Origin of the sequence: Psychrobacter sp. KCTC 72983, from assembly GCF_014280455.1 — a bacterium.
Taxonomy (GTDB): Bacteria; Pseudomonadota; Gammaproteobacteria; order Pseudomonadales; family Moraxellaceae; genus Psychrobacter; species Psychrobacter pacificensis.
Genome location: NZ_CP060390.1, coordinates 565,038 through 584,718, shown reverse-complemented (window position 1 = coordinate 584,718; position 19,681 = coordinate 565,038). Strand labels below are relative to the sequence as shown.

Sequence of the window (19,681 nt, the reverse complement as noted above, 5' to 3'; positions counted from 1 at the left end):
TACATATCTGAAGCTGACCCTTTTTTTTGAGTCAATCAAATACTATTGGTCAGTCTTCTCTACTTTATAGGTCGTAAATTTGAAGCTCAAATCACTTTTTTCATCGTGCATTTGCTCAGATTCTTCTGCTACTTTGAAGCGATCTGGTAGCTCAGGATAGAACGCATCGCCATCCGTAATATCAGTATCTACGTGGGTCAGCTCAATGCGGTCGGTATACATCAGTGCTTCGCTAAAGACGCGCTCACCGCCAATCACCCAGATCGTCTCCAGATGTAGCCCATGTGCCAAACTTGCGGCATGAGTAAGGGCATCATCTAAATTATGCACCACATGCGCGTATTCATGTCCGACCAGTCCTTGCTGTTCTGCATAGTCCATTTGGGTAGAGATGATAAAGCACATACGCTTTGGTAAAGGCTTGCTACCCATGGATTCAAATGTCTTGCGACCCATGATGACGATGCCCTGAATATCGCTACTCGAGGCCGTATTTTGCGGGTCACGTGTGGTCATTTTTTTGAAGTGCTGCAGGTCTTGTGAGATATGCCACGGCAGCTCGTTGTTTTTACCGATACAGCGATTGCTACTTATGGCGGCGATTTGGGCAACTTCAGTGTGGGCATAGCTCATAATGGGTCCTTTCTATTATATTTTTAAACGTCTGTATTTTAACTCACAGACTTATTTATTATCGTGCATGAAACATATTTTAAACGGCAACTTTGGCTTTGATGGTCGGATGAGACTCATAGTTATTGACGCTAATATCGTCGTATTCAAAGGCAAAAATATCTTTCACCTCTGGGTTCAGGGTCAATGTTGGCGGTGTATATAGCGAACGTGTCAGTTGTAGCTCAGCCTGCTCGCGGTGGTTTTGGTAAATGTGGCAATCACCACCTGTCCAAACAAATTCACCAACTTCTAGGCCGCAAACCTGCGCGACCATATGCGTCAATAACGCATAACTGGCAATGTTAAAGGGCACACCTAAAAAAAGATCAGCCGAACGTTGATACAGCTGGCAAGAGAGCTTACCATCCGCCACAAAAAACTGAAACAGTGTATGACACGGGGGTAGTGCCACTTGCTCTGCCTCTCCTGGATTCCAGCCAGAAACAATCAAGCGGCGCGAGTTGGGGTTGGTCTTGATTTGCTCAACGACCTGTGCGATTTGATCGACACCATCATCGTTGTAGCTGCCGTCCGCGTCTTTACTTGCACCATAGTTACGCCATTGATGACCGTAGACAGGGCCCAGCTCACCTTCAGGACGATTGAAACGTGCGGTTTGCTCCGCTGTCGCCCACTCATTCCAGATACGCACGCCATGGTCCTGCAAATATTGAACATGGGTGCTGCCACTCAAAAACCATAGTAGCTCATAAGCAATGGACTTAAAGTGGACTTTTTTGGTCGTCAATAATGGAAAACCTGCCGCTAAGTCAAAACGCAGCTGCGCGCCAAAATGACTCAGCGTACCCGTACCCGTGCGATCGCCTTTTTCAGTGCCATTGTCTAAGACGTGGCGCAGCAAATCAAGATACGCTTGCTCGTTGTTACTTTGGGTGCCATTGCTCATAAAAGTGCTCTTTAATTACTGCTGACAGCGTCCACAGATTAGGCTAATAATCCACATAGAAGCTGTCATTGTTAAAAGTATTGCTAGGGTAGGCGTTATGAGGCGTACCCTCTTATTCAAGTGATTAATCGTTTTATCGGTAAGGCGATAGCCTTAGTAAGCGGCATGCTTACCCCAATCGTAGATGCCGCGCTTGTAAGCGTAACCGATTAAAAACAGACCAATAATAATCATAGGCGTGCTCAATATTTGCCCTTTGGTCACCCAGCCTAACAAAATAAACCCTTGGTCAACATCAGGCTGACGGAAGAACTCAATGATGAAGCGGCTCAAGCCATAGCCCAGCATAAAAACACCAGTTACTGCCATGCGCGGACGAGGCTTTGATGAGTACCACCACAGGAACAAGAATAACAGCAGACCTTCAGCAAAGGCTTCATACAGCTGTGACGGATGACGAGGCAATAAATACTGACCATTGACCTCGGTCATCACCTCTTGTAGCGCAGGATTGGCTTGTAGCTGCTGCATATCAAAGCCAGCCGCTTGGGGAAAGTAGGTGAGCCAATTGTAGCCACCATCAGAGACACGGCCCCATAACTCGCCATTGATATAGTTGCCAATACGCCCAAACAATAAGCCCGTCGGCACGCAAGGCACGATAAAATCGAGCACTTGAAACGGAGTCTTTTTATATTTGCGAGCAAAGTACAGCATCCCAAGCATGACACCAATCAGGCCACCATGGAATGACATGCCGCCTTCCCAAACCTTGAAGAGGTAGGCTGGGTTTTGTAGCAGCTCGCCAAACTGATAAAACAACACGTAACCGACACGGCCACCCAAGATAACGCCCAGTGCACCAAAGAACACAAGATCTGAGACCATATCTGTTGTCCAGCCCTCACGCTTGGTGCTGCGATACCATGCCAGACCGTAAGCGGCAGCAAACGCCAATAAATACATGAGGCCATACCAGTGGACTTCGACGGGCCCAAGTGCCAAGGCGACAGGATCGTACTGAGGATGAATCATCATAAGAGTGTCATAATATCGATAATAAAGTGCTGACTATAATAGCAAATTTCAAGCGCTGGTCATACACAATTGCTATCAAGGCAAGCACGCGGTATTGACGATTTAGGGCATTGATTTGATGCCCTAGATATGGATGATAGAAGAGAGGCGAGCGGTTTAGACCGATCATAAAGAGTTTCTCATGATGCACAGCGTAAGATAGAGACACAATTATCAGTGGCAAAGAGCAAGCATGACTATCTAAGTATGAGAAAGAGTCATCAAATGGCGACCAAATCTTGTACCTTGTTGTCGACCATCGTATCGCCTGCACCTTGAGAGATGACCTTGCCACGCGAGAGCACGGTGTAATTGTCAGCAAGCTCTTCGGCAAACTCATAAAACTGCTCAACCAGTACAATCGCCATGTCCCCTTTGTCAGCCAAGTCGCGAAGCACACGACCGATATCTTTGATAATAGACGGCTGAATACCTTCGGTTGGCTCATCCAAAATAAGGACAGACGGCTCGGAGGCGAGCGCACGAGCAATGGCAAGCTGCTGCTGCTGACCGCCAGACAAATCACCACCGCGGCGATGTTTCATCTCATCAAGCACTGGGAAAATATCATATAAATGCTTGGGTACTTGCTTGGCTTTAGCGCGTGAAAACTTTGCCATACCAATTAAGATATTTTCTTCTACCGTTAGTGTCGAAAAGATATCACGTCCTTGCGGCACATAAGCCAAACCTGCTCGCACGCGCTGCTCGGGGGAGAGTTTGCTGATGTCTTGGTCATTGAGCAAAATTTGTCCTGATTTGATCGGTAATATCCCCATCAGGCATTTGAGTAACGTGGTTTTGCCCACGCCATTACGTCCAAGTACCACACTGCACGCGCCTACAGGCGCTGTAAACGAGACATCTCGTAAAATATGACTGCCGCCGTAATATTGATTGATACCATTGACTTGTAACATGACGGTCTCCTAATCTTTCAATGATTTTTAATATTTGCAGGGTTTCGCATTTGCATAGTTTCGCGGTTTATGGGCTAATGATGTACTGAGTCATTGTCCAACTATCGACCCAGATAGGACTCAATCACCGCTTCATTGGCTTGCACTTCCGCCAAGGTACCTTCGGCCAATATCGCCCCTTGAGCCAATACGGTGACTTTTTCACTAATCGCATCGATAAAAGTCATGTCATGCTCGACCACCACTAAGGTATGGTTCTGTTTGAGGCGCAGGCACAGCTCGGCAGTATGCTCAGTTTCGGCATCCGTCATACCAGCCACAGGCTCATCGAGCAAAATGAGCTTGGGGCTTTGCATCAACAGCATACCAATCTCTAGCCATTGCTTTTGACCATGAGAGAGTAAGCCTGCTGGCTTATTGATTTTGTCCGTCAAGCGGATTTGCTCAAGGGTCGAATTGAGGGTATCGCGCGTATCGGCATCGAGTTTGTTGAACAAGCTTTTGACCACGCGCTTGTCTTTTGGCGCAGCAAGTAGCAAATTATCCATTACCGTAAAATTTTCGAACACGGTGGGTTTTTGAAACTTACGCCCGATACCCGCTTCAGCGATTTCTTCGGTAGATAGGTTGGCAAGATTATGCGTTTGACCAAAAAACACACTGCCTTCGGTAGGTCGAGTTTTACCAGTGATGACATCCATCAGCGTGGTTTTACCCGCGCCATTGGGGCCGATGATACAGCGCAGCTCACCTTCCTCAATATAGAGCGACAGATTGTTGAGTGCGCGAAACGAGTCAAACCAAACGCTCACCTCTTCTAGATATAGCGCAATGCCATGGCTAAAATCGACGCCTGCTGGCTTTGGGTGGCTGCGACCCGTACCACCATGAGTACGCCCATACTCATGGTTCGACTGCTCAGATGGTGTTGATTTATCAGTTAGCATTACTGTTTCTCCTTTTTGAAGCGATCGAACAAGCCCATGATGCCATTGGGCAAAAATAAGGTGACTACAACGAACAGCCCGCCCAATATCAATAGCCAAAACTCAGGATAGGCAACCGTGAAATAGGTTTTTACTGCATTCACCACACCTGTTCCCAAAATCGCACCCACCAAGCTGCCTCGACCACCAGTGGCTACCCAAACGGCCATCTCAATTGAGTTCACAGGGTTCATCTCACTTGGATTGATAATGCCGACTTGCGGCACATAGAGCGCACCTGCGATACCAGCAATGACGGCGGACAATACCCAAGCGGAGAGCTTGTACCACAGCGTGCGATAGCCTAAATACTGCAAGCGGTTTTCGCTATCACGAATTGCGCCTAGCACTCGCCCGTACGGCTGATTCATCAAATAACGCAGACCCATGTAAGAGAGGAGTAATGCCAAGGCGGTAACAAAACACAGCATAGAACGGGTTGAGGCAGCAGTAATGTCATAACCTAAGAGGGTAGTAAAGCCCGTGAATCCATTATTGCCACCAAATCCTGTTTCGTTACGAAAGAACAGTAAGGCGGCGGCATAGACCATGGCCTGAGTGATGATAGAAAAATAAACACCTTTGATTTTTGAGCGGAAAGCAAAAAAACCAAAGATAAAGGCAATCACACCTGGCACCAAAACCACCAATGCCATCGCCCACCAAAAATGCTGCGTGCCGGCCCAATACCATGGCATCTCAGTCCAGCTCAAAAAGCGCATAAAATCAGGCAGGCCATCGCCAGCAGTCTCACGCGTTAAGTACATGCCAAACGCATAACCACCCAGTGCAAAATATAAACCATGCCCCAAGCTCAAAATACCAGCGTAGCCCCAGACCAGATCTAGTGCCAAGGCCACCATTGCCAATGCCATGATTTTGCCAATCAGGGTAATCCAGTAGGCAGAGAGATGAAAGGGTGACGTCTCTGGCATTAAGTGTAGCCAAGGGAGTATCAATAGCACGGCAAAACACAAACCGATTAAAATGGCGCTGCGCCTTGTATCAGACAGTAATTTGGTCAGTATCATAAGAGTCTCCTTATTCGACAAAGCGGCCTTTGAGGGCAAATAAACCTTGTGGCCGCTTCTGAATGAACAGAATCACAAGAACCAACAACACAATCTTGGCTAATACCGCGCCAATGCCAATCTCAAGCACCGTACCACTGACACCCAATCCCAAGGCGGCCAAAACCGCGCCCCATACTTGTCCGACCCCGCCAACGACGACGACCAAAAAGGTATCAATAATATACGTCTGACCCAGATCAGGACCCACGTTGCCCACTTGAGCAAGCGCGCAACCAGCCATGCCAGCCAGTCCAGAGCCCAAACCAAATGCCATCATATCGATGCGCGCAGAAGGGATACCAACGGCACGTGCCATTTGACGGTTTTGAGTGACGGCGCGTATAAATAATCCGAAGCGAGTCTTATTGAGCAAGTACACCAGTAGCGCCACGACAATGACGGTAAATACGATGATGGCAATACGGTTATAAGGCAGTACCAAACTTGATGAGACTTGATAGGCACCGCTGAGCCACGCCACATTGCTGACTTCAACGTTTTGCGCGCCAAAAATCATCCGCACCAATTGCATTAAGATTAGACTGACGCCAAAGGTTGCCAATAGGGTTTCTAGTTCACGACCATATAGCGGACGAATCACAATGCGCTCAATAATCATACCGATGATGGCACTGACCAAAAATGCAGCGGGAACCGCCGCAAGCAAATACCAGCCAACCATATCTGGCAGATAAGCTTGAAATAAGTTTTGCACCATATAAGTGGTATACGCACCAATCATAATCAGCTCACCATGCGCCATATTAATCACGCCAAGCAAGCCAAAAGTAATCGCAAGGCCAAGTGCCGCGAGCAATAAAATGCTGGCGGTACTCATGCCAGTGAAAATATGACCTGTCCATGTGCTTATCTCAATACGGCGTGCCACGCTATCTCTGGCATCACTGAGCGCCGCCTCAAGCGTCGGATCCAAGTTGTCAGATGCAAGGGCAGATTCAAGATCAACCAATACCTGCGGATTATCGCTATCAGCAAGTAGGTTCACAGCCTCAATCTGAGTGGGTAAATCGCCATTTTTGAAATCAATACGAGCCTGTAGAGCCGTTAGTGCTTTTTGAACGTTGGCATTGTCCTCATTTGCGGCAGCGGCTGTGATAATGGCTGGATCGACTTGGTCAATGTTATCTGCCAAAATCTCCACAGCCTGCAAGCGCTGTGCTGGCTTGTCAGATTCGAGCTTTACCTTGGCCTGTCCAAAGATAAGCGCCGAGCGTAAGGTATTGGTCAAGGTGACTTGGGACAAATCGCTTGGCCAATCAGACGTTTCGGTTTTGTCGGGATATGTGAAGAGCTGATCCTCTGCATTGAGCAAATACGTTTGCCCACGGTTGCCTTGATACAGCTCATCATTGGCAATCAACTCGACCAGATTGTCCAAACTCTCAACCGATCCTGGCCAAGCACTTAGCATGGCTTGGCGCTGACTAAAATCGCCCGCCACAAATTGTTGAATAGCATCGCCTGATACTGCCGTCGTAGGCTGTGTCGGGGTAGTCAATGACTGCTCATTATTGGTGCGCAGCGTGTCACTACCATCGGTCATCGACTCTGAGGTCACAGTGGCGATATTTGCCGATTGAGCATCGTCATCTGCATGAACGATGGTGGTGAAGGCCGCTAACAGTAAGGCGATTAATACCAGCAGCCGTCGCGGCACAACCATTGAGATACTAGACGCGTATGTCTTTGCTAATGCTTGCTGATCATTGTTGCTTTTGGATAATATCTGCCCCAACAATGGGCGTAAAGTATGGTGCTGCATGTGCGGCTCCCTGTTTTTACAGACAACAAATCCTTGTCCTCTATTACTCAACGCAGTAAGTCATAGAAGCCGTGATAAGGTTTGGAGGTACTTAAAATTTTGAGAATAAGTGCTGAACTTCAAGATAGCGGGTAGGCGGTGGCTCGTTCATTGATATAGTCTATTGGTCGACTATTCATACTTGCTACCACCAAGCGCTTTTCAGCACCTATTTATTGAGGGAGCCATTTATTTCGGGATATACTCGCTCCATGGCTGCGCTCGGATGACCTCTGGTGTTTTAAAAATCGTATCAAACTGACCATCGGCGCGAATTTGACCAATCATGACAGGCTTCCATAAGTGATGGTTTTCTTCATCCATCTTGAGGGTGTAGCCAGAGGGCGCATCGAATGTCTGTCCAGCCATGCTAATACGGACTTTATCAACATCGGTGGTGCCAGCATCTTCCACGGCTTGTTTCCACATATTGATACCCACATAAGTGGCTTCCATAGGATCGTTGGTCACGACCTTATCGGCATTTGGCAGGTTTTTGTCCAAGGCGTACTGCTTATAGCGTTTGGTAAAATCGTTATTGACGGGATTTTTGATCGACATAAAGTAATTCCATGCCGCCAAGTGTCCTTGTAGCAAGCTGGTATCGATACCGCGCAGCTCTTCTTCGCCAACTGAGAATGCCATGACGGGAATATCCGAGGCTTTGATACCTTGGTTGGCAAGCTCACGATAGAATGGCACGTTTGAGTCGCCATTGATGGTAGAGATCACCGCCGTCTTTTTGCCTGTTGAGAATTTTTTAATATTCGAGACGATGGTTTGATAGTTGCTAAAACCAAATGGCGTGTACTCTTCCATGATGTCTTCATCAGCCACGCCTTTTGATTTCAAAAATGCCTTTAGAATCTGGTTGGTGGTTCGTGGATAGACGTAATCGGTACCCAATAATACAAAGCGCTCTGCACCGCCGCCTTCTTCGCTCATCAAATACTCAACTGCTGGAATGGCCTGCTGGTTGGGCGCCGCGCCAGTATAAAAGATGTTTTCTGATTGCTCTTGTCCTTCATACTGAACGGGATAAAACATCAAGCCGTTGAGCTCTTCAACCACGGGTAAGACAGACTTGCGCGAGACCGAGGTCCAACCACCAAAAATCACATCGACTTTGTCTTGAGTGAGCAGCTGACGCGCTTTTTCGGCAAACAACGGCCAGTCAGAGGCAGGGTCAACAACGACAGGCTCTAATTGCTTACCAAGCACACCGCCATTGGCATTGATTTCGTCAATGGTCATCAGTGCGGTATCTTTTAGCGAGGTCTCAGAGATGGCCATGGTGCCAGATAGCGAGTGCAAGATGCCTACTTTGATCGTGTCGCCATCAGCGGCAGGAGTGGTCGTTGTCTCTGTTGTGGTTTCAGTCGTTGTCTCTGTCGATGTCGCAGTTTCGGCAGGCTTTTGACAGCCAGCTAGACTGAGGCTACCAACGACGGCAATCGCTAATAATGAAAAACGTGTTTTGATTTTGCCGTGTAGGTGAGCGTCAACAAACTGAGGATTGGCTAAAGTGGGTAACGAAAACATGGACATCTCCTAAATAGACACAAAAGATAAAGTATGGCTCCTGAACAGTTATTAAGCGTTCAAGTTCCGTGCCAAGTCAAAAATGCCAATAATCGTATAATATTTGAGCAATAAAAAAATATTTTCTATGATTTTCGTTAATTTAGTGCACGATTGTTAATAGAGCGCACCATAACGGGGAAGGAGATAAAAAATTGGTGCAATGTAAAAACAAAGTCACGCCATAGAGAAGAGCTTATGTAAGTACAGAGGTTGCGAAAAGCGCTTATTGCTAAAAATCTGCAAAACGGCTACGGTAATGCCTATAGAATAGACATTATTTCACATACGTATCTCATGAATAGATTACGCTGACGCCATGATTAATCACACCCCCAAGGAAAGATATATGAACGCATACTCAACCCAGTGGTCTGGCCTAACGGCTCATGCTCGCACAGCAGCACCGCGTCCGAACCGTGCGCGCTTTATCGTTTTGCCGTTTGTGCTTGGTGGCAGTACGGTATTAGGCTTACCCGTTGCCCAAGCGGCAACGAGTAGTATCGAGCAAGTGATTGTCTATCAAGGCTTGGCAAGTGTGACACGCTCATTGCCCATTACTGGTAGCGGTGAGCAAACCGTGGTATTTTCGTGCCTATCACCTTATATGGATAAAGAAAGCCTCAGCGTGCAGGCGGTGGGTAATGTCAATATTGGTGAAATCAGTATTGAAGAGTTAACAGGAGAGCAAGCAATCCAGTGCCAATATCAAGGCGATGCCGAGGTACAAACACAGCAAAATACTTTAGCTAGTATTAATGCGGAATTAGAAGCGGCGCGCTTAGCAAAAACCTATTTGCAAAATTTGACTAAGGCCACGCAAGTCAATACCGAAGGGACTATTGCTAGCAACGCACGCGATATAGAGGCGCAAGCGACCCGTATTAACCAAAAGATTTTGGACATTCAGCAGCGCCAAGCACGCGCCCAAGATACACTGAATCAGATGATGGCAAGCAGTGTCACGTCAACTGCGAGTAATGTGACCCAAGTGAGTGTACGCACTGCCAGTCGCGCGCCAAGTAGCATTAAATTGCATTATCAAGTGCAAGGCGCAGGGTGGGAGCCTACGTATCAGGCGCGTCTCAATACCAATAGCGAGCAGCTAAATATCATCGCTTCTGCGATTATCGCCCAACAAACGGGCGAGAATTGGACCAACGTTCCTGTCACTCTCAGTACAGCCAACCCCAACCAGCGCGCGACAGGACGACTGCCTCATGTGCCGCGCCTATCACTTTATGAAGAAAACCAAAAAGTGCATCGTGTAACGCCTATGGAAGAGAGCTTACCTGTTGTAGTATCTGCCAGAGAAGGTTATAGCGACGATTCTAGAGCACCAAATATGGCACCACTGCCGAACTTTACGGTCAGTAGCCAAAATAAAAACGGTATTATTGAATATCGCTTGCCGCAGCGAGTGACGATACCCAGTGGTGGCAGGCGAGTGCGTACTGTCATTGGCGAGCAGTCTGGCAGCAGTAAGCTGTGGGTTCGTAGTACCCCGAGCGTTGAGACGGCCGCTTATTGGTACGCATCAGCACCATTTCTGACGCCAGAGTGGGTGGACGGCTCACTACAGCTGTACCGTGATGACAACTATGTTGGACAATCGCGCTATAACTATCAAATGCTAAAAGAGCAAGGGATTGGTTTTGGTCGTGATCCTAGCATGATGGTCAAAGCGCTAATTAATGAAGACAAGCAAGGGGAAAAAGGCGTGCTCAACCGCACCCAAACCTTAACAACCACCCAAGCCTATGAATTTACCAATCAGCATAACCGCACTGTGCGCCTGCAAGTATTGGGGAGCGAGCCTATTAGCCGTGATGACAGTCTCAAAGTCGCCGTCACCCACACGCCGCCTGTCACCGAGCGTAATTGGAATGACAATCAAGGCATGGTAGCGTGGGAGTTCAACGTGCCGAGTAAACAGTCACAGGTGATACGTACAACATCCCAAATCAGTTACCCTGCCAATAAGATATTGACTGGTGATCGATAAATGATACTTGCTCAGCAAATCAGTTTTAAGCGATGATGTTTATTTTTACCAAAAATCTCGCGCCCCATAAACGTTTATCAAAGGAATACTATGTGTATTGTCGCCATTGCTTGGCAGTTGTTTGACGAGCTGCCATTAGTGCTATTGTCTAATCGCGATGAGTTTTTGCAGCGTCCGACAGAGAAGCTGCATCAATGGTCTGATCAGCCGATTTATGCAGGGCGTGACCGTCAAAGCGGCGGTACATGGCTAGGTATTCATCAGCAGTCGCTAACAGATACAGTAGGCGAGGATGACACTATTTATCAGCAAAATGGACGCTGGGCGGCCGTATTGAACTTTCGGGACGGTGTGCAGGCAAGTGCCAATGAACGTTCGCGCGGTGAGTTGGTAACGCGTTTTTTGACCAGTACGCTCAGTCCGATGGCGTTTGCACGACAGATTGATTTGCGCAATTATGCAGGCTTTAATCTGATCGTCGGTGACGCTCGGCAAGCAGTCATTGTTAATAATCGCGGTCATGCCCCCACGCCGCTACATACAGGATTGCATGTGATTTCAAACGGTCAGCCAGAGGACAGCTGGTTTAAGACTGAGCGGTTGCGTGGGCGTTTACGCCAAGAGGTGTTGCCATTGATTGCCGAGGACAGCGCGGCTAGCTACTGGCAAGCAGCTGCATTCAATGTGTTGTCAGATAATACCAAGGCACCGGATGATCAGTTGCCAGATACAGGGATGAGCACTGAGCTTGAACAGACCTTATCCTCTGTTTATATTGAGCCTGTAAGCTTTGGCAATGCTGACACCAGCAAGCCTACTTATGGAACACGAACCCAGAGTATTTTGACCTTGAGCAAAAATGGCGGGGTAGATTCAGAGATCACCGCTCACATTGTCAGTCGAGAGTATCCACATTCAGTGGCTAGTGAGTAAAAACTTATTATTCAATGTCAGTGATAACTTCTACTGATTTCACGAGAACCTATACATCATTATTAAAACCATTCACACAAAAAAGCCTGCATCATTGGATACAGGCTTTTTGTAATATGACAAACAATAAAAGTACGTTTTACTGATTAAGACTGAATCAAATGATTGCTTTGCTCAGGCAAGATCAGCTCTTGCTTTAAGGGTAGCTCACGTACCAGCTCTTGTAGGGCGCGACGATACACGCCTCGTTTGAAGTGAATCACTTGTCCGAGTGGATACCAGTAGCTGACCCATTGCCAATGGTCAAATTCAGGTTTCCCTTCATCAAAGCGGATGTGTTGGGTATTCGGCTCATCTAAGCGTAGCAAAAACCATTTTTGTTTTTGCCCAATACATAAGGGGTGCTGGCCATGGCGTACGTAACGTTTTGGCAGACGATAGCGCAGCCAGTCTTGAGTGACTGCCAATAAGTCCACATGACGCGGGTGTAAACCGACCTCTTCCCAGAGCTCGCGATACATTGCATCCATCGGCGTCTCCCCGCGGTCGATACCACCCTGCGGAAATTGCCAAGCGTTGTGACCAATACGTTTTGCCCACAGAACCTGCCCTTGTGTATTTGCCAAGATGATGCCGACATTGGCGCGAAAGCCGTCTGCATCTATCATGACTAAACCTTTTTAATTTGTTTAAAAATAGCCTGTTTTCATCTGATACTGCGATAGCAATCATAATTATTATAAGGTGATGGTTATCAATATCAGCTAAAAACAAGATTCATTACCGTCATTAAACCAAGAAACAAGCAGAATGTGTAACAGTATTTTGCTATAAAATGTTTCACGAGTTTTACCTTTTAAAATCAATTATTTATAAACAGACTTTTGTGGGTTTTTCAAATAAAAATTTGATAAATATCGATGCGAGTAACGATAGCTTCATAGTGCTCAAATCATTTATTGAAGAAGAGAGTAAAACCAAGAAATTGTTTTCTTACGACACGATAGCCAAACAATGGCTTTATAAAATCTTGCTTTGGCTTATGCTACACTAGCCAAGCTGCATATATTTCAAACAATAAAAATAGGCTTATGCCAATTACAGTAAGGAACATTTACAATGTCAGAATCAAAAGCAAGCGTTACATGGCAAGAGAACAAAGCGTTCATAGGCGTGTCACCGTCAGGACACAATGTACAAATCGATGCGGACAAAGAAAAAGGCTCAAGCCCAATGGAGCTAGTCTTACTAGGGCTGGGTGGTTGTGCCAGCTACGATGTGGTGTCAATCCTCCAAAAGTCGCGTCAAGATGTCACGGATGTACGCTGTGAGCTGACCGCCAAGCGCGCCGAAACCGTACCAGCTGTTTATACCGATATTCATCTGCATTTTGTAGTCACAGGTCAAGACATTAAAGAAAAACAGGTCGAAAAGGCCATTCATCTATCAGCAGAGAAGTACTGCTCAGCCAGTCGCATGCTGGTCGCAGGTGGGGTCAATATTACCCATGATTTCGAAGTGATTGCAGGCTAAGGATTTATACGATGATCAGTGCATTTTTTGACTTGGTTTCTGATAAAGTTGCGTCTGCCATTTGGGCGATGGTGGTAGCGAGCCTACTACCATGGGCGGTATCAATAGTGGCAAAAGTATCTGGCGGCTTTAGGGTCAGAAATAATGCACATCCTCGCGATTTTTTTCAGCACACAACTGGAATGGCTGCACGTGCCAATGCTGCGCAGCAAAATAGCTATGAAACTCTGCCAGTGTTTTTGGCGGCCGTGTTGGTGGCTATGCTGTTCTTTGTACCACAATCGATTATCAATGTGTTGGCATGGCTGTATGTGATCATTCGAATTGGTTATTGCACCGCTTATATCACCAACTTATCGACGTTTCGCTCTATTCTCTGGGTGCTATCCATGGCATGCTGTATGATGCTGTTTTATCTGGCGATACGAGTCAGTGTATAGCGTTACCCATCTATATTTACCAAGTAGACCACATATGATCAGGTGATTATTATTGTACGCTTGCTTGTAGTGCATTGATAATCACCGCTTTGTTTTTCTCTCGCTTGATACTCTCCCACACTGTTTGCGCCTCAGCATAGCCTTTGGTGAGCATCCCCAGCCACTGTTTATAACGCCCAACCAATACCACATCGTTCTTTGCCTCACCTTTCAAAAACTTAATTTGATGCGCGATCAAGTCTTGCCATAACAAGGTTGCCGTGTTTTTTCCGCTGTCATCATGATTTTCAGTATGGTTATCGACTTGCGCAACCAAATCAGGTCGTGTGACTGCGCCGCGACCTAACATGAGATGTGACGTGCCTGCCTGTGTCATACAGTCATTTGCTTGCGCGGCGCTCCATATCTCGCCATTGGCAATCACAGGAATATCGAGCGCGTTAAAACTTTGGATTTTGTCCCAATAGGCAGGCGGCTTATAGCCTTGGGTTTTGGTGCGTGCATGGATGGTCAACCAGTCAGCGCCACTTGCAGCAATTGCACCGCGAATGTCATCCATCCGTGAGGTGTTGGTATAGCCCAAGCGAATCTTGGCCGACACAGGAACATGTGCGGGTACCGCTTTACGTACCGCACTGATAATCTGATACATGGTCTCGGGTTCATCAAGTAGCACCGAGCCGCCGCGATGGCTATTAACGGTCTTAGCAGGGCAACCAAAATTGATATCAATCGCAGGCGCGCCAAGCTCGGCAGCATAAGCAGCGTTTTCTGCCATCAGCTGCGCGTCGCTACCCAAAAGCTGCACATGAATCGGCGTGCCAGAAGCCGTTTTGGCATCATGATGTAACTCTGGTACATATTTATAAAACACATGGGCTGGCAAGACATGCTGGGTGATACGAATAAATTCACTGACTGACCAATCATAGGGACGACCTAAGTCTGCTGCAATTTGCGTTAAGATCTGGCGCATCAAGGGATCGGTTAAACCTTCCATGGGTGCGAGGAGTCGGACGGGATTGGCAAATAACTGATGCATGGTATTTTGATGTGCTTGGTGTTGCTGAATATTATTCATACTTGTGATGCACTGTTAAAAGGTCGTTATAATGTGAAGTGGATTGAGGCGTTAGGTTGGCAACCAAAAAAGTGGTTAAGTATTGCCAAAAATCACTTTTTTCCCTGTCTGTAATCCTGATATCAAGTCTTTAATATTATGAATGTCCAAATTGCTCTGCGCCCGCGTACAAGCAACATAAAGCAGGCGTAATTCTTCTGGACTTATCTTGACCGCACTGGTCGTCACATCGTAGTAAAAATCATTATCTAGCTGTACTTTGCCCCACTCAAGCCCTTTGGCCTTATGCGCAGTAGAGATGACATAATCCGCATTTTCGATACTGGTGAGACTATTGACCGCTTGGCTTAGTACATTAGTGCCGTGATCATCGACCAGTTTGACCAGTGTTTTAAGATCACTGCCTTCATTGGTTTCAGCGTACTCTTGTACATCGCCCCAATTATAAAAATAAGCCAGCTCGGGTACACCATAAGCCGATTTACCATTTTTTAAGTTTTCTGCTGCTTGACAGAATTTGAGCATGCGATCGGTATCTGCTTGTAGCGCTACACGGTGCCCGTGCTTTAACCCTGTGAGTAATTGCGACATCGCCGCAGCATTGGTCCGGCATAAAATGGCGTCTTTTTTACTGTGTACCATACCTTTATCAGTAGAAGACTGTTTGTTTGGATTGCCCTTTAGCGGTACATCTTCTTGCAGCGCTTTTAGTAAGGTATTGGCGACTTCTGCAATCGGTTCACCAAAGCGAAAGGATTGCGTCAATAGTGTCTGCGGTAGCGGCAGCTTTTTCATGGCATTCACAGCGCCGCGCCATTCATAAATCTGCTGGTGCGCATCGCCCACATAGATGACTTGTCTTGATTGCTGGGTCAAGATACCCATCATCAATGGATCAGCATCTTGCGCCTCGTCAAATAAAATAAAGTCCGCAGGGATACTCGGCTTGGACAATGCCCACAGCTTGAGATAAATATCATGCCCGATGCCCGCAGGATGACGCGCATCGATCGACTGTAGCCAGCGCTGCTCAACGGCAGGGTAGAGCATCTCGCGTAATTGCTCGGCGTCTGAATCATCGAGCCAGCTTGGAAACAGTATGTGCCTTGGCGCAGGGTAGCTGGCATGTGTACTACAAAAATTACTTACTGCGTCACTGACGAATCGAGACAACCGTGCTGGTGTCAGCGTAATGTATTTATTAACCCCATCCATTTGCCGACGCACTTGCACAGGTTGCAAGCCCAAATCATCACCGAGGCGCTTAGGTGAAAAGCGCGGCAAAGACAGCTTGGCGGTAATATCACGAGCAACATGACGATAAGCTAATGAGTGAAAAGTACGGCACTCGACATGTGGTGGAAACTTTGAACGAGCATCATTGGCAATCGCTTTGTTAAAGGCCAGATACAGTCCGCGACCTCGCAAACGCTCACCGATTAGCTTGAGCGTTGTGGTCTTACCAGCGCCTGCGTACGCCACCACTTTAAATGATTTTTGGTCCATCGCCATATTCAGCGCGGCGAGCTGCTCATCAGTGGGATCGCTCATATAAGCTGGCATCGATGCGGACATAATAAAGCTACCTAAATACAAGAAGTGATTAAAAACACAAGGGGCAAAAAAAGCCACTGGATAAACAATGGCTCATAGATGGTGGTACTCAATCGTGACAATAAGCACTAAGCTTACGCGTGGGGCAAGAAGAAAACAAGATAAGTCAGACGGGTAAATGCTTTATTCTTTGATTGTTGATATCAGGTCAGTACTAGGTTCTTCTTTGATCAAGATTTTTGCCAAAAATAACCCAAGCTCAAACAGTAACCACATCGGGATTGCTAGCATCAGCATGGATACCCCGTCAGGTGGCGTAACCACGGCAGCCACAGCAAAACAGCCCACAATGATATAACGACGCTTTTCCTCTAGACTCTGAATGGAGACAATCCCTGCCAATATCAATAGCAAGGTCACAACTGGAATCTCAAAGGTCAAGCCAAACACCATAAATAGCTTTAAAGCAAAACTCAGATAACTGTCGATATCGGTCATCGGTAGTACGTTTTGCGGGGCAAACATAATAAAAAACTTTAATACCCCTTTGAGCACAATAAAATAAGAAAACGCCACACCTGCATAAAACAAAAATATAGAAGACAGCAGCACTGGGATAGCGATTCTCTTTTCTTTTTTATATAAACCTGGCGCAACAAATGACCATATCTGATAAAGAATATAAGGCATCGCCAAAAAGGCAGCAACGAAGACCGTCAAACGTATCGGTGCCATAAAGTTCGAGGTGATATCTGTGGCAATCATGGTCGAATTGGCAGGCAACTGTGCCACCAATGGATCCGATAAAAAGTTATACAGCTCACGTGAGTAACCGACCAACCCCAAAAATATGATCAAAACAGCCACGCACATTTTGATTAGATGGCGGCGTAGTTCAATCAAATGCTCAGTGATAGGCATATCGCCCAATGCGCTTAAAACATCCTCTGATGATTCATTTTGAGTGCTATCAGTTGTTGCTTTACCGTCTTGATTAATGCCATTTAAAGCAGGAATATCTGAATCAGTGAGTTTTTCTTGGCGGCTTTTTTTGCGTTTGAGTAGTTGCATCAGTCAGTCCCCTGCTTATTATCAGAAGTCTGCGTACTTACCGAGCTATTTAGTAAGGTATCGGCTTTATAGTTCGGTAGATAAGGTGGCATTGGGAGGCGACGAGCTTTATCGTAAGCACCCAAACGGAACCACATATTTTCCCACGGTCGGGTATTAAGGATTTGAGTAACGGGCGCGGCCATATCACTATCATCGTTGCTGTTACCGTGCTTTGATAACTGACCCTTCTCTAAAGTATCTTGTGGCTCGTCAGTTGCATAAGAGTAGTCGAATGCTTTTGGTATGGCTGATTGCTGATGATTTTTTGTGTCGTCAGCTTTGTTATCTCTATCACTCGCGACCGTTTCATTTGATGCTTTTAGAGAATGGTTTTGTGAGCTTTCAAAAGCCTTCATATTGCCGCGCATCTCCGCCATCTCACGCCTCATATCGGCTTCGGTTTGACGAATTTTGGCCAGCTCTTTTTGCATTTGTTGGCGTGTCTCAGCCAAGTCTAGCTCGGCCTCTATTTCAGACTGTAATGTGGAGACGGTGCGGCGAATTTTGGCATACCATTGCCCAGCCGTACGCGCTGCCTGTGGCAGTTTTTCTGGGCCCAAGACGATTAGGGCGATTACGCCAAAGAGAAGTAGTTCAGAAAACCCGATATCAAACATAATGGTCCGCTATCACTGTCTAGATGCTATACATTATGCTTGTCATCAACCTTAGTGGTTGCTGGGCGCTCGTCGGTATGGGCCGTGCCATCATGGTCAAGCACCACGCGTTTTTTGGCATGCTCTGTATTTTCATCTTTGACCGCTTCTTTAAAGCCTTTAACCGCACCGCCCAAATCTTTGCCCGCGTTTTTTAGTTTTGCAGTGCCAAATACGACAACGACGACGACCAATAGTATCAGCCAATGCGTAATAGAAAAACTACCCATAATGGTATCCTTGTGACCTGGTTTTGTGACTTAGTTTTCAGTCTTCATATGTCTGCTTTGTGTTGATAAAGCCTGCTTTGAATTGATAAAAAAGTTATGTATCAAAAAAAGCATCACATATAATTCGAGATAAAACAGAGCTATATTATAACCTGCAGTTATTACAAATAGGTGAAATCAACAATAATCAAACAGGGTCGATGCTTTTTTTTGTATCTTAATAACTATCTAGCCGCTTTTTCGTCGATACCTGATAAGCCAAACCGTCTACCTAGCTCATTTAGTACAGCGTCTGACTCTATGTCAAACCATGCCAGTCCGACTAAAGTATGGAACCAGACATCTGCCACTTCATAGATCAGCTCGTGGCGCGCCGCCTCAAAAGCAGCTTTGTCTTTATTTTCATCACAGTGAGCAAAATCTTTGGCAGCAATGATGCTCTCTGTACTCTCTTCACCGACTTTTTCTAATATTTTATTCAAGCCTTTGGCGTATAGGCTGGCGACATAAGAGCTGTCGGCATCGGCTTGTTTGCGCTCTGCCAATACCTGATCGAGCTGTTGTAGCACAGAGCCTTTATCGACTTGCGCTTGAGTGTTATTAGAGTCGATGGTCGCGCTAGCATTTTCGTTTTCAGCATTGGTGCTAGCAGATTTATCAGAATGATAAATATCCGCAGGGTCTTTCAATACTTTATCGACTGTCTGCCATTCAGGTGTTTGGCCTGATAGATCTAAACGCTGATAAAAACAAGACTCACGGCCTGTATGACAAGCAATACCGCCCGCTTGAGTCACGCTTAGCACAATCACGTCTGCGTCACAGTCTAGACGAATATCGTGGACGGTTTGCGTATGACCTGATGATTCGCCTTTGTGCCACAATTTGCCACGCGAACGCGAAAAATAAACCGCGGTCTGCGTTTGTACGGTGAGCTGTAATGCGTCTGCATTCATCCAAGCCATCATCAAAATACGGCCTGACTTGTGATCTTGAGCAATTGCAGGAATCAAACCATCAGCATTAAAAGTTATGGCAGTCAGCCAAGCAGGTAGAGTCATAATGTATGTGTCGTCTTATAGTTAGAGAGTAAAA

General features: G+C 46.5%; 18 protein-coding genes and 1 pseudogene. 4 read left to right on the top strand and 15 right to left on the bottom strand.

Translation table 11 applies throughout. The features are described from left to right. Positions 1 to 42 precede the first annotated feature (42 nt). From PSBA01_RS02390 to urtA, 8 genes and pseudogenes are all read right to left on the bottom strand, one after another. Entirely contained in the window at positions 43 to 633 is a 591-nt protein-coding gene (locus PSBA01_RS02390; RefSeq protein WP_058023519.1) for a dihydrofolate reductase, read from the bottom strand. 79 nt (positions 634 to 712) lie between these two features. Beyond that, on the bottom strand, positions 713 to 1,582 hold the full coding sequence (locus tag PSBA01_RS02385) for a thymidylate synthase (protein WP_186474958.1): 870 nt from the start codon (positions 1,580 to 1,582) through the stop codon (positions 713 to 715). Between the two features lie 153 nt (positions 1,583 to 1,735). Then, on the bottom strand, positions 1,736 to 2,620 hold the full coding sequence (gene lgt, locus PSBA01_RS02380) for a prolipoprotein diacylglyceryl transferase (protein WP_186474957.1): 885 nt from the start codon (positions 2,618 to 2,620) through the stop codon (positions 1,736 to 1,738). 260 nt (positions 2,621 to 2,880) lie between these two features. Further along, positions 2,881 to 3,579 carry an urea ABC transporter ATP-binding subunit UrtE gene (urtE, locus tag PSBA01_RS02375; protein ID WP_058023522.1) on the bottom strand — a complete coding sequence of 233 codons (699 nt, stop codon included), beginning with the start codon at positions 3,577 to 3,579 and terminating at the stop codon, positions 2,881 to 2,883. A 101-nt stretch (positions 3,580 to 3,680) separates the two neighbouring features. After that, positions 3,681 to 4,442, bottom strand: a pseudogene (gene urtD / locus PSBA01_RS02370) (urea ABC transporter ATP-binding protein UrtD); the annotation flags it as partial. Positions 4,443 to 4,525: 83 nt separating this feature from the next. Then, a complete protein-coding gene (urtC, locus tag PSBA01_RS02365; RefSeq protein ID WP_071002819.1) occupies positions 4,526 to 5,596 on the bottom strand; it encodes an urea ABC transporter permease subunit UrtC in 1,071 nt (356 codons plus the stop codon). A 10-nt stretch (positions 5,597 to 5,606) separates the two neighbouring features. Next, on the bottom strand, positions 5,607 to 7,202 hold the full coding sequence (gene urtB / locus PSBA01_RS02360; protein ID WP_186475410.1) for an urea ABC transporter permease subunit UrtB: 1,596 nt from the start codon (positions 7,200 to 7,202) through the stop codon (positions 5,607 to 5,609). 447 nt (positions 7,203 to 7,649) lie between these two features. Then, entirely contained in the window at positions 7,650 to 9,002 is a 1,353-nt protein-coding gene (urtA, locus tag PSBA01_RS02355; RefSeq protein ID WP_186474956.1) for an urea ABC transporter substrate-binding protein, read from the bottom strand. A gap of 388 nt (positions 9,003 to 9,390) precedes the next feature. On the opposite strand from urtA, the gene PSBA01_RS02350 reads away from it, so the two are divergent. Continuing rightward, the gene (locus PSBA01_RS02350; RefSeq protein WP_186474955.1) at positions 9,391 to 11,046 is read left to right on the top strand and encodes a mucoidy inhibitor MuiA family protein; all 1,656 of its coding nucleotides are present in this window, start codon (positions 9,391 to 9,393) and stop codon (positions 11,044 to 11,046) included. A 90-nt stretch (positions 11,047 to 11,136) separates the two neighbouring features. After that, positions 11,137 to 11,979, top strand: coding sequence for an NRDE family protein (locus tag PSBA01_RS02345; protein ID WP_186474954.1), 843 nt, complete (start codon positions 11,137 to 11,139; stop codon positions 11,977 to 11,979). 146 nt (positions 11,980 to 12,125) lie between these two features. On the opposite strand, the gene PSBA01_RS02340 is transcribed toward PSBA01_RS02345, so the two are convergent. Then, positions 12,126 to 12,647 carry an RNA pyrophosphohydrolase gene (locus PSBA01_RS02340; protein WP_058023527.1) on the bottom strand — a complete coding sequence of 174 codons (522 nt, stop codon included), beginning with the start codon at positions 12,645 to 12,647 and terminating at the stop codon, positions 12,126 to 12,128. Between the two features lie 451 nt (positions 12,648 to 13,098). Here PSBA01_RS02340 and PSBA01_RS02335 point away from each other — a divergent pair, with 451 nt between their 5' ends. After that, complete coding sequence (locus tag PSBA01_RS02335) at positions 13,099 to 13,512, top strand: OsmC family protein (RefSeq protein ID WP_186474953.1); 414 nt, start codon at positions 13,099 to 13,101, stop codon at positions 13,510 to 13,512. 11 nt (positions 13,513 to 13,523) lie between these two features. Next, a complete protein-coding gene (locus PSBA01_RS02330) occupies positions 13,524 to 13,952 on the top strand; it encodes an MAPEG family protein (RefSeq protein ID WP_416383510.1) in 429 nt (142 codons plus the stop codon). A 49-nt stretch (positions 13,953 to 14,001) separates the two neighbouring features. Here PSBA01_RS02330 and PSBA01_RS02325 read toward each other — a convergent pair whose 3' ends face one another. From PSBA01_RS02325 to hisIE, 6 genes are all read right to left on the bottom strand, one after another. Further along, on the bottom strand, positions 14,002 to 15,033 hold the full coding sequence (locus PSBA01_RS02325) for a tRNA dihydrouridine synthase (protein ID WP_186474952.1): 1,032 nt from the start codon (positions 15,031 to 15,033) through the stop codon (positions 14,002 to 14,004). A gap of 75 nt (positions 15,034 to 15,108) precedes the next feature. Further along, on the bottom strand, positions 15,109 to 16,608 hold the full coding sequence (locus PSBA01_RS02320; protein WP_186474951.1) for a UvrD-helicase domain-containing protein: 1,500 nt from the start codon (positions 16,606 to 16,608) through the stop codon (positions 15,109 to 15,111). A gap of 162 nt (positions 16,609 to 16,770) precedes the next feature. Continuing rightward, positions 16,771 to 17,658: a twin-arginine translocase subunit TatC gene (tatC, locus tag PSBA01_RS02315; RefSeq protein WP_186474950.1), complete on the bottom strand. Its 888-nt coding sequence runs from the start codon at positions 17,656 to 17,658 to the stop codon at positions 16,771 to 16,773. After that, positions 17,658 to 18,317 (bottom strand): Sec-independent protein translocase protein TatB, encoded by a 660-nt coding sequence (gene tatB / locus PSBA01_RS02310; RefSeq protein WP_186474949.1) that lies wholly within the window; start codon positions 18,315 to 18,317, stop codon positions 17,658 to 17,660. Before tatB ends, tatC begins: the two co-directional genes overlap by 1 nt. Positions 18,318 to 18,343: 26 nt before the next feature. Beyond that, positions 18,344 to 18,586 carry a Sec-independent protein translocase subunit TatA gene (tatA, locus tag PSBA01_RS02305; RefSeq protein WP_075106429.1) on the bottom strand — a complete coding sequence of 81 codons (243 nt, stop codon included), beginning with the start codon at positions 18,584 to 18,586 and terminating at the stop codon, positions 18,344 to 18,346. 224 nt (positions 18,587 to 18,810) lie between these two features. Further along, positions 18,811 to 19,647: a bifunctional phosphoribosyl-AMP cyclohydrolase/phosphoribosyl-ATP diphosphatase HisIE gene (hisIE, locus tag PSBA01_RS02300; RefSeq protein ID WP_186474948.1), complete on the bottom strand. Its 837-nt coding sequence runs from the start codon at positions 19,645 to 19,647 to the stop codon at positions 18,811 to 18,813. Positions 19,648 to 19,681 lie beyond the last annotated feature (34 nt).

Excerpts from the sequence above, each read along its gene's own strand:
- urtA (WP_186474956.1), bottom strand. The coding sequence starts at position 9,002 with ATGTTTTCGTTACCCACTTTAGCCAATCCTCAGTTTGTTGACGCTCAC.
- PSBA01_RS02340 (WP_058023527.1), bottom strand. The coding sequence starts at position 12,647 with ATGATAGATGCAGACGGCTTTCGCGCCAATGTCGGCATCATCTTGGCA.
- urtB (WP_186475410.1), bottom strand. The coding sequence starts at position 7,202 with ATGACCGATGGTAGTGACACGCTGCGCACCAATAATGAGCAGTCATTG.
- PSBA01_RS02330 (WP_416383510.1), top strand. The coding sequence starts at position 13,524 with ATGATCAGTGCATTTTTTGACTTGGTTTCTGATAAAGTTGCGTCTGCC.
- hisIE (WP_186474948.1), bottom strand. The coding sequence starts at position 19,647 with ATGACTCTACCTGCTTGGCTGACTGCCATAACTTTTAATGCTGATGGT.
- PSBA01_RS02320 (WP_186474951.1), bottom strand. The coding sequence starts at position 16,608 with ATGTCCGCATCGATGCCAGCTTATATGAGCGATCCCACTGATGAGCAG.
- PSBA01_RS02325 (WP_186474952.1), bottom strand. The coding sequence starts at position 15,033 with ATGAATAATATTCAGCAACACCAAGCACATCAAAATACCATGCATCAG.
- tatC (WP_186474950.1), bottom strand. The coding sequence starts at position 17,658 with ATGCAACTACTCAAACGCAAAAAAAGCCGCCAAGAAAAACTCACTGAT.
- PSBA01_RS02350 (WP_186474955.1), top strand. The coding sequence starts at position 9,391 with ATGAACGCATACTCAACCCAGTGGTCTGGCCTAACGGCTCATGCTCGC.
- urtC (WP_071002819.1), bottom strand. The coding sequence starts at position 5,596 with ATGATACTGACCAAATTACTGTCTGATACAAGGCGCAGCGCCATTTTA.
- urtE (WP_058023522.1), bottom strand. The coding sequence starts at position 3,579 with ATGTTACAAGTCAATGGTATCAATCAATATTACGGCGGCAGTCATATT.
- PSBA01_RS02385 (WP_186474958.1), bottom strand. The coding sequence starts at position 1,582 with ATGAGCAATGGCACCCAAAGTAACAACGAGCAAGCGTATCTTGATTTG.
- PSBA01_RS02345 (WP_186474954.1), top strand. The coding sequence starts at position 11,137 with ATGTGTATTGTCGCCATTGCTTGGCAGTTGTTTGACGAGCTGCCATTA.
- tatA (WP_075106429.1), bottom strand. The coding sequence starts at position 18,586 with ATGGGTAGTTTTTCTATTACGCATTGGCTGATACTATTGGTCGTCGTC.
- tatB (WP_186474949.1), bottom strand. The coding sequence starts at position 18,317 with ATGTTTGATATCGGGTTTTCTGAACTACTTCTCTTTGGCGTAATCGCC.
- PSBA01_RS02335 (WP_186474953.1), top strand. The coding sequence starts at position 13,099 with ATGTCAGAATCAAAAGCAAGCGTTACATGGCAAGAGAACAAAGCGTTC.
- lgt (WP_186474957.1), bottom strand. The coding sequence starts at position 2,620 with ATGATGATTCATCCTCAGTACGATCCTGTCGCCTTGGCACTTGGGCCC.
- PSBA01_RS02390 (WP_058023519.1), bottom strand. The coding sequence starts at position 633 with ATGAGCTATGCCCACACTGAAGTTGCCCAAATCGCCGCCATAAGTAGC.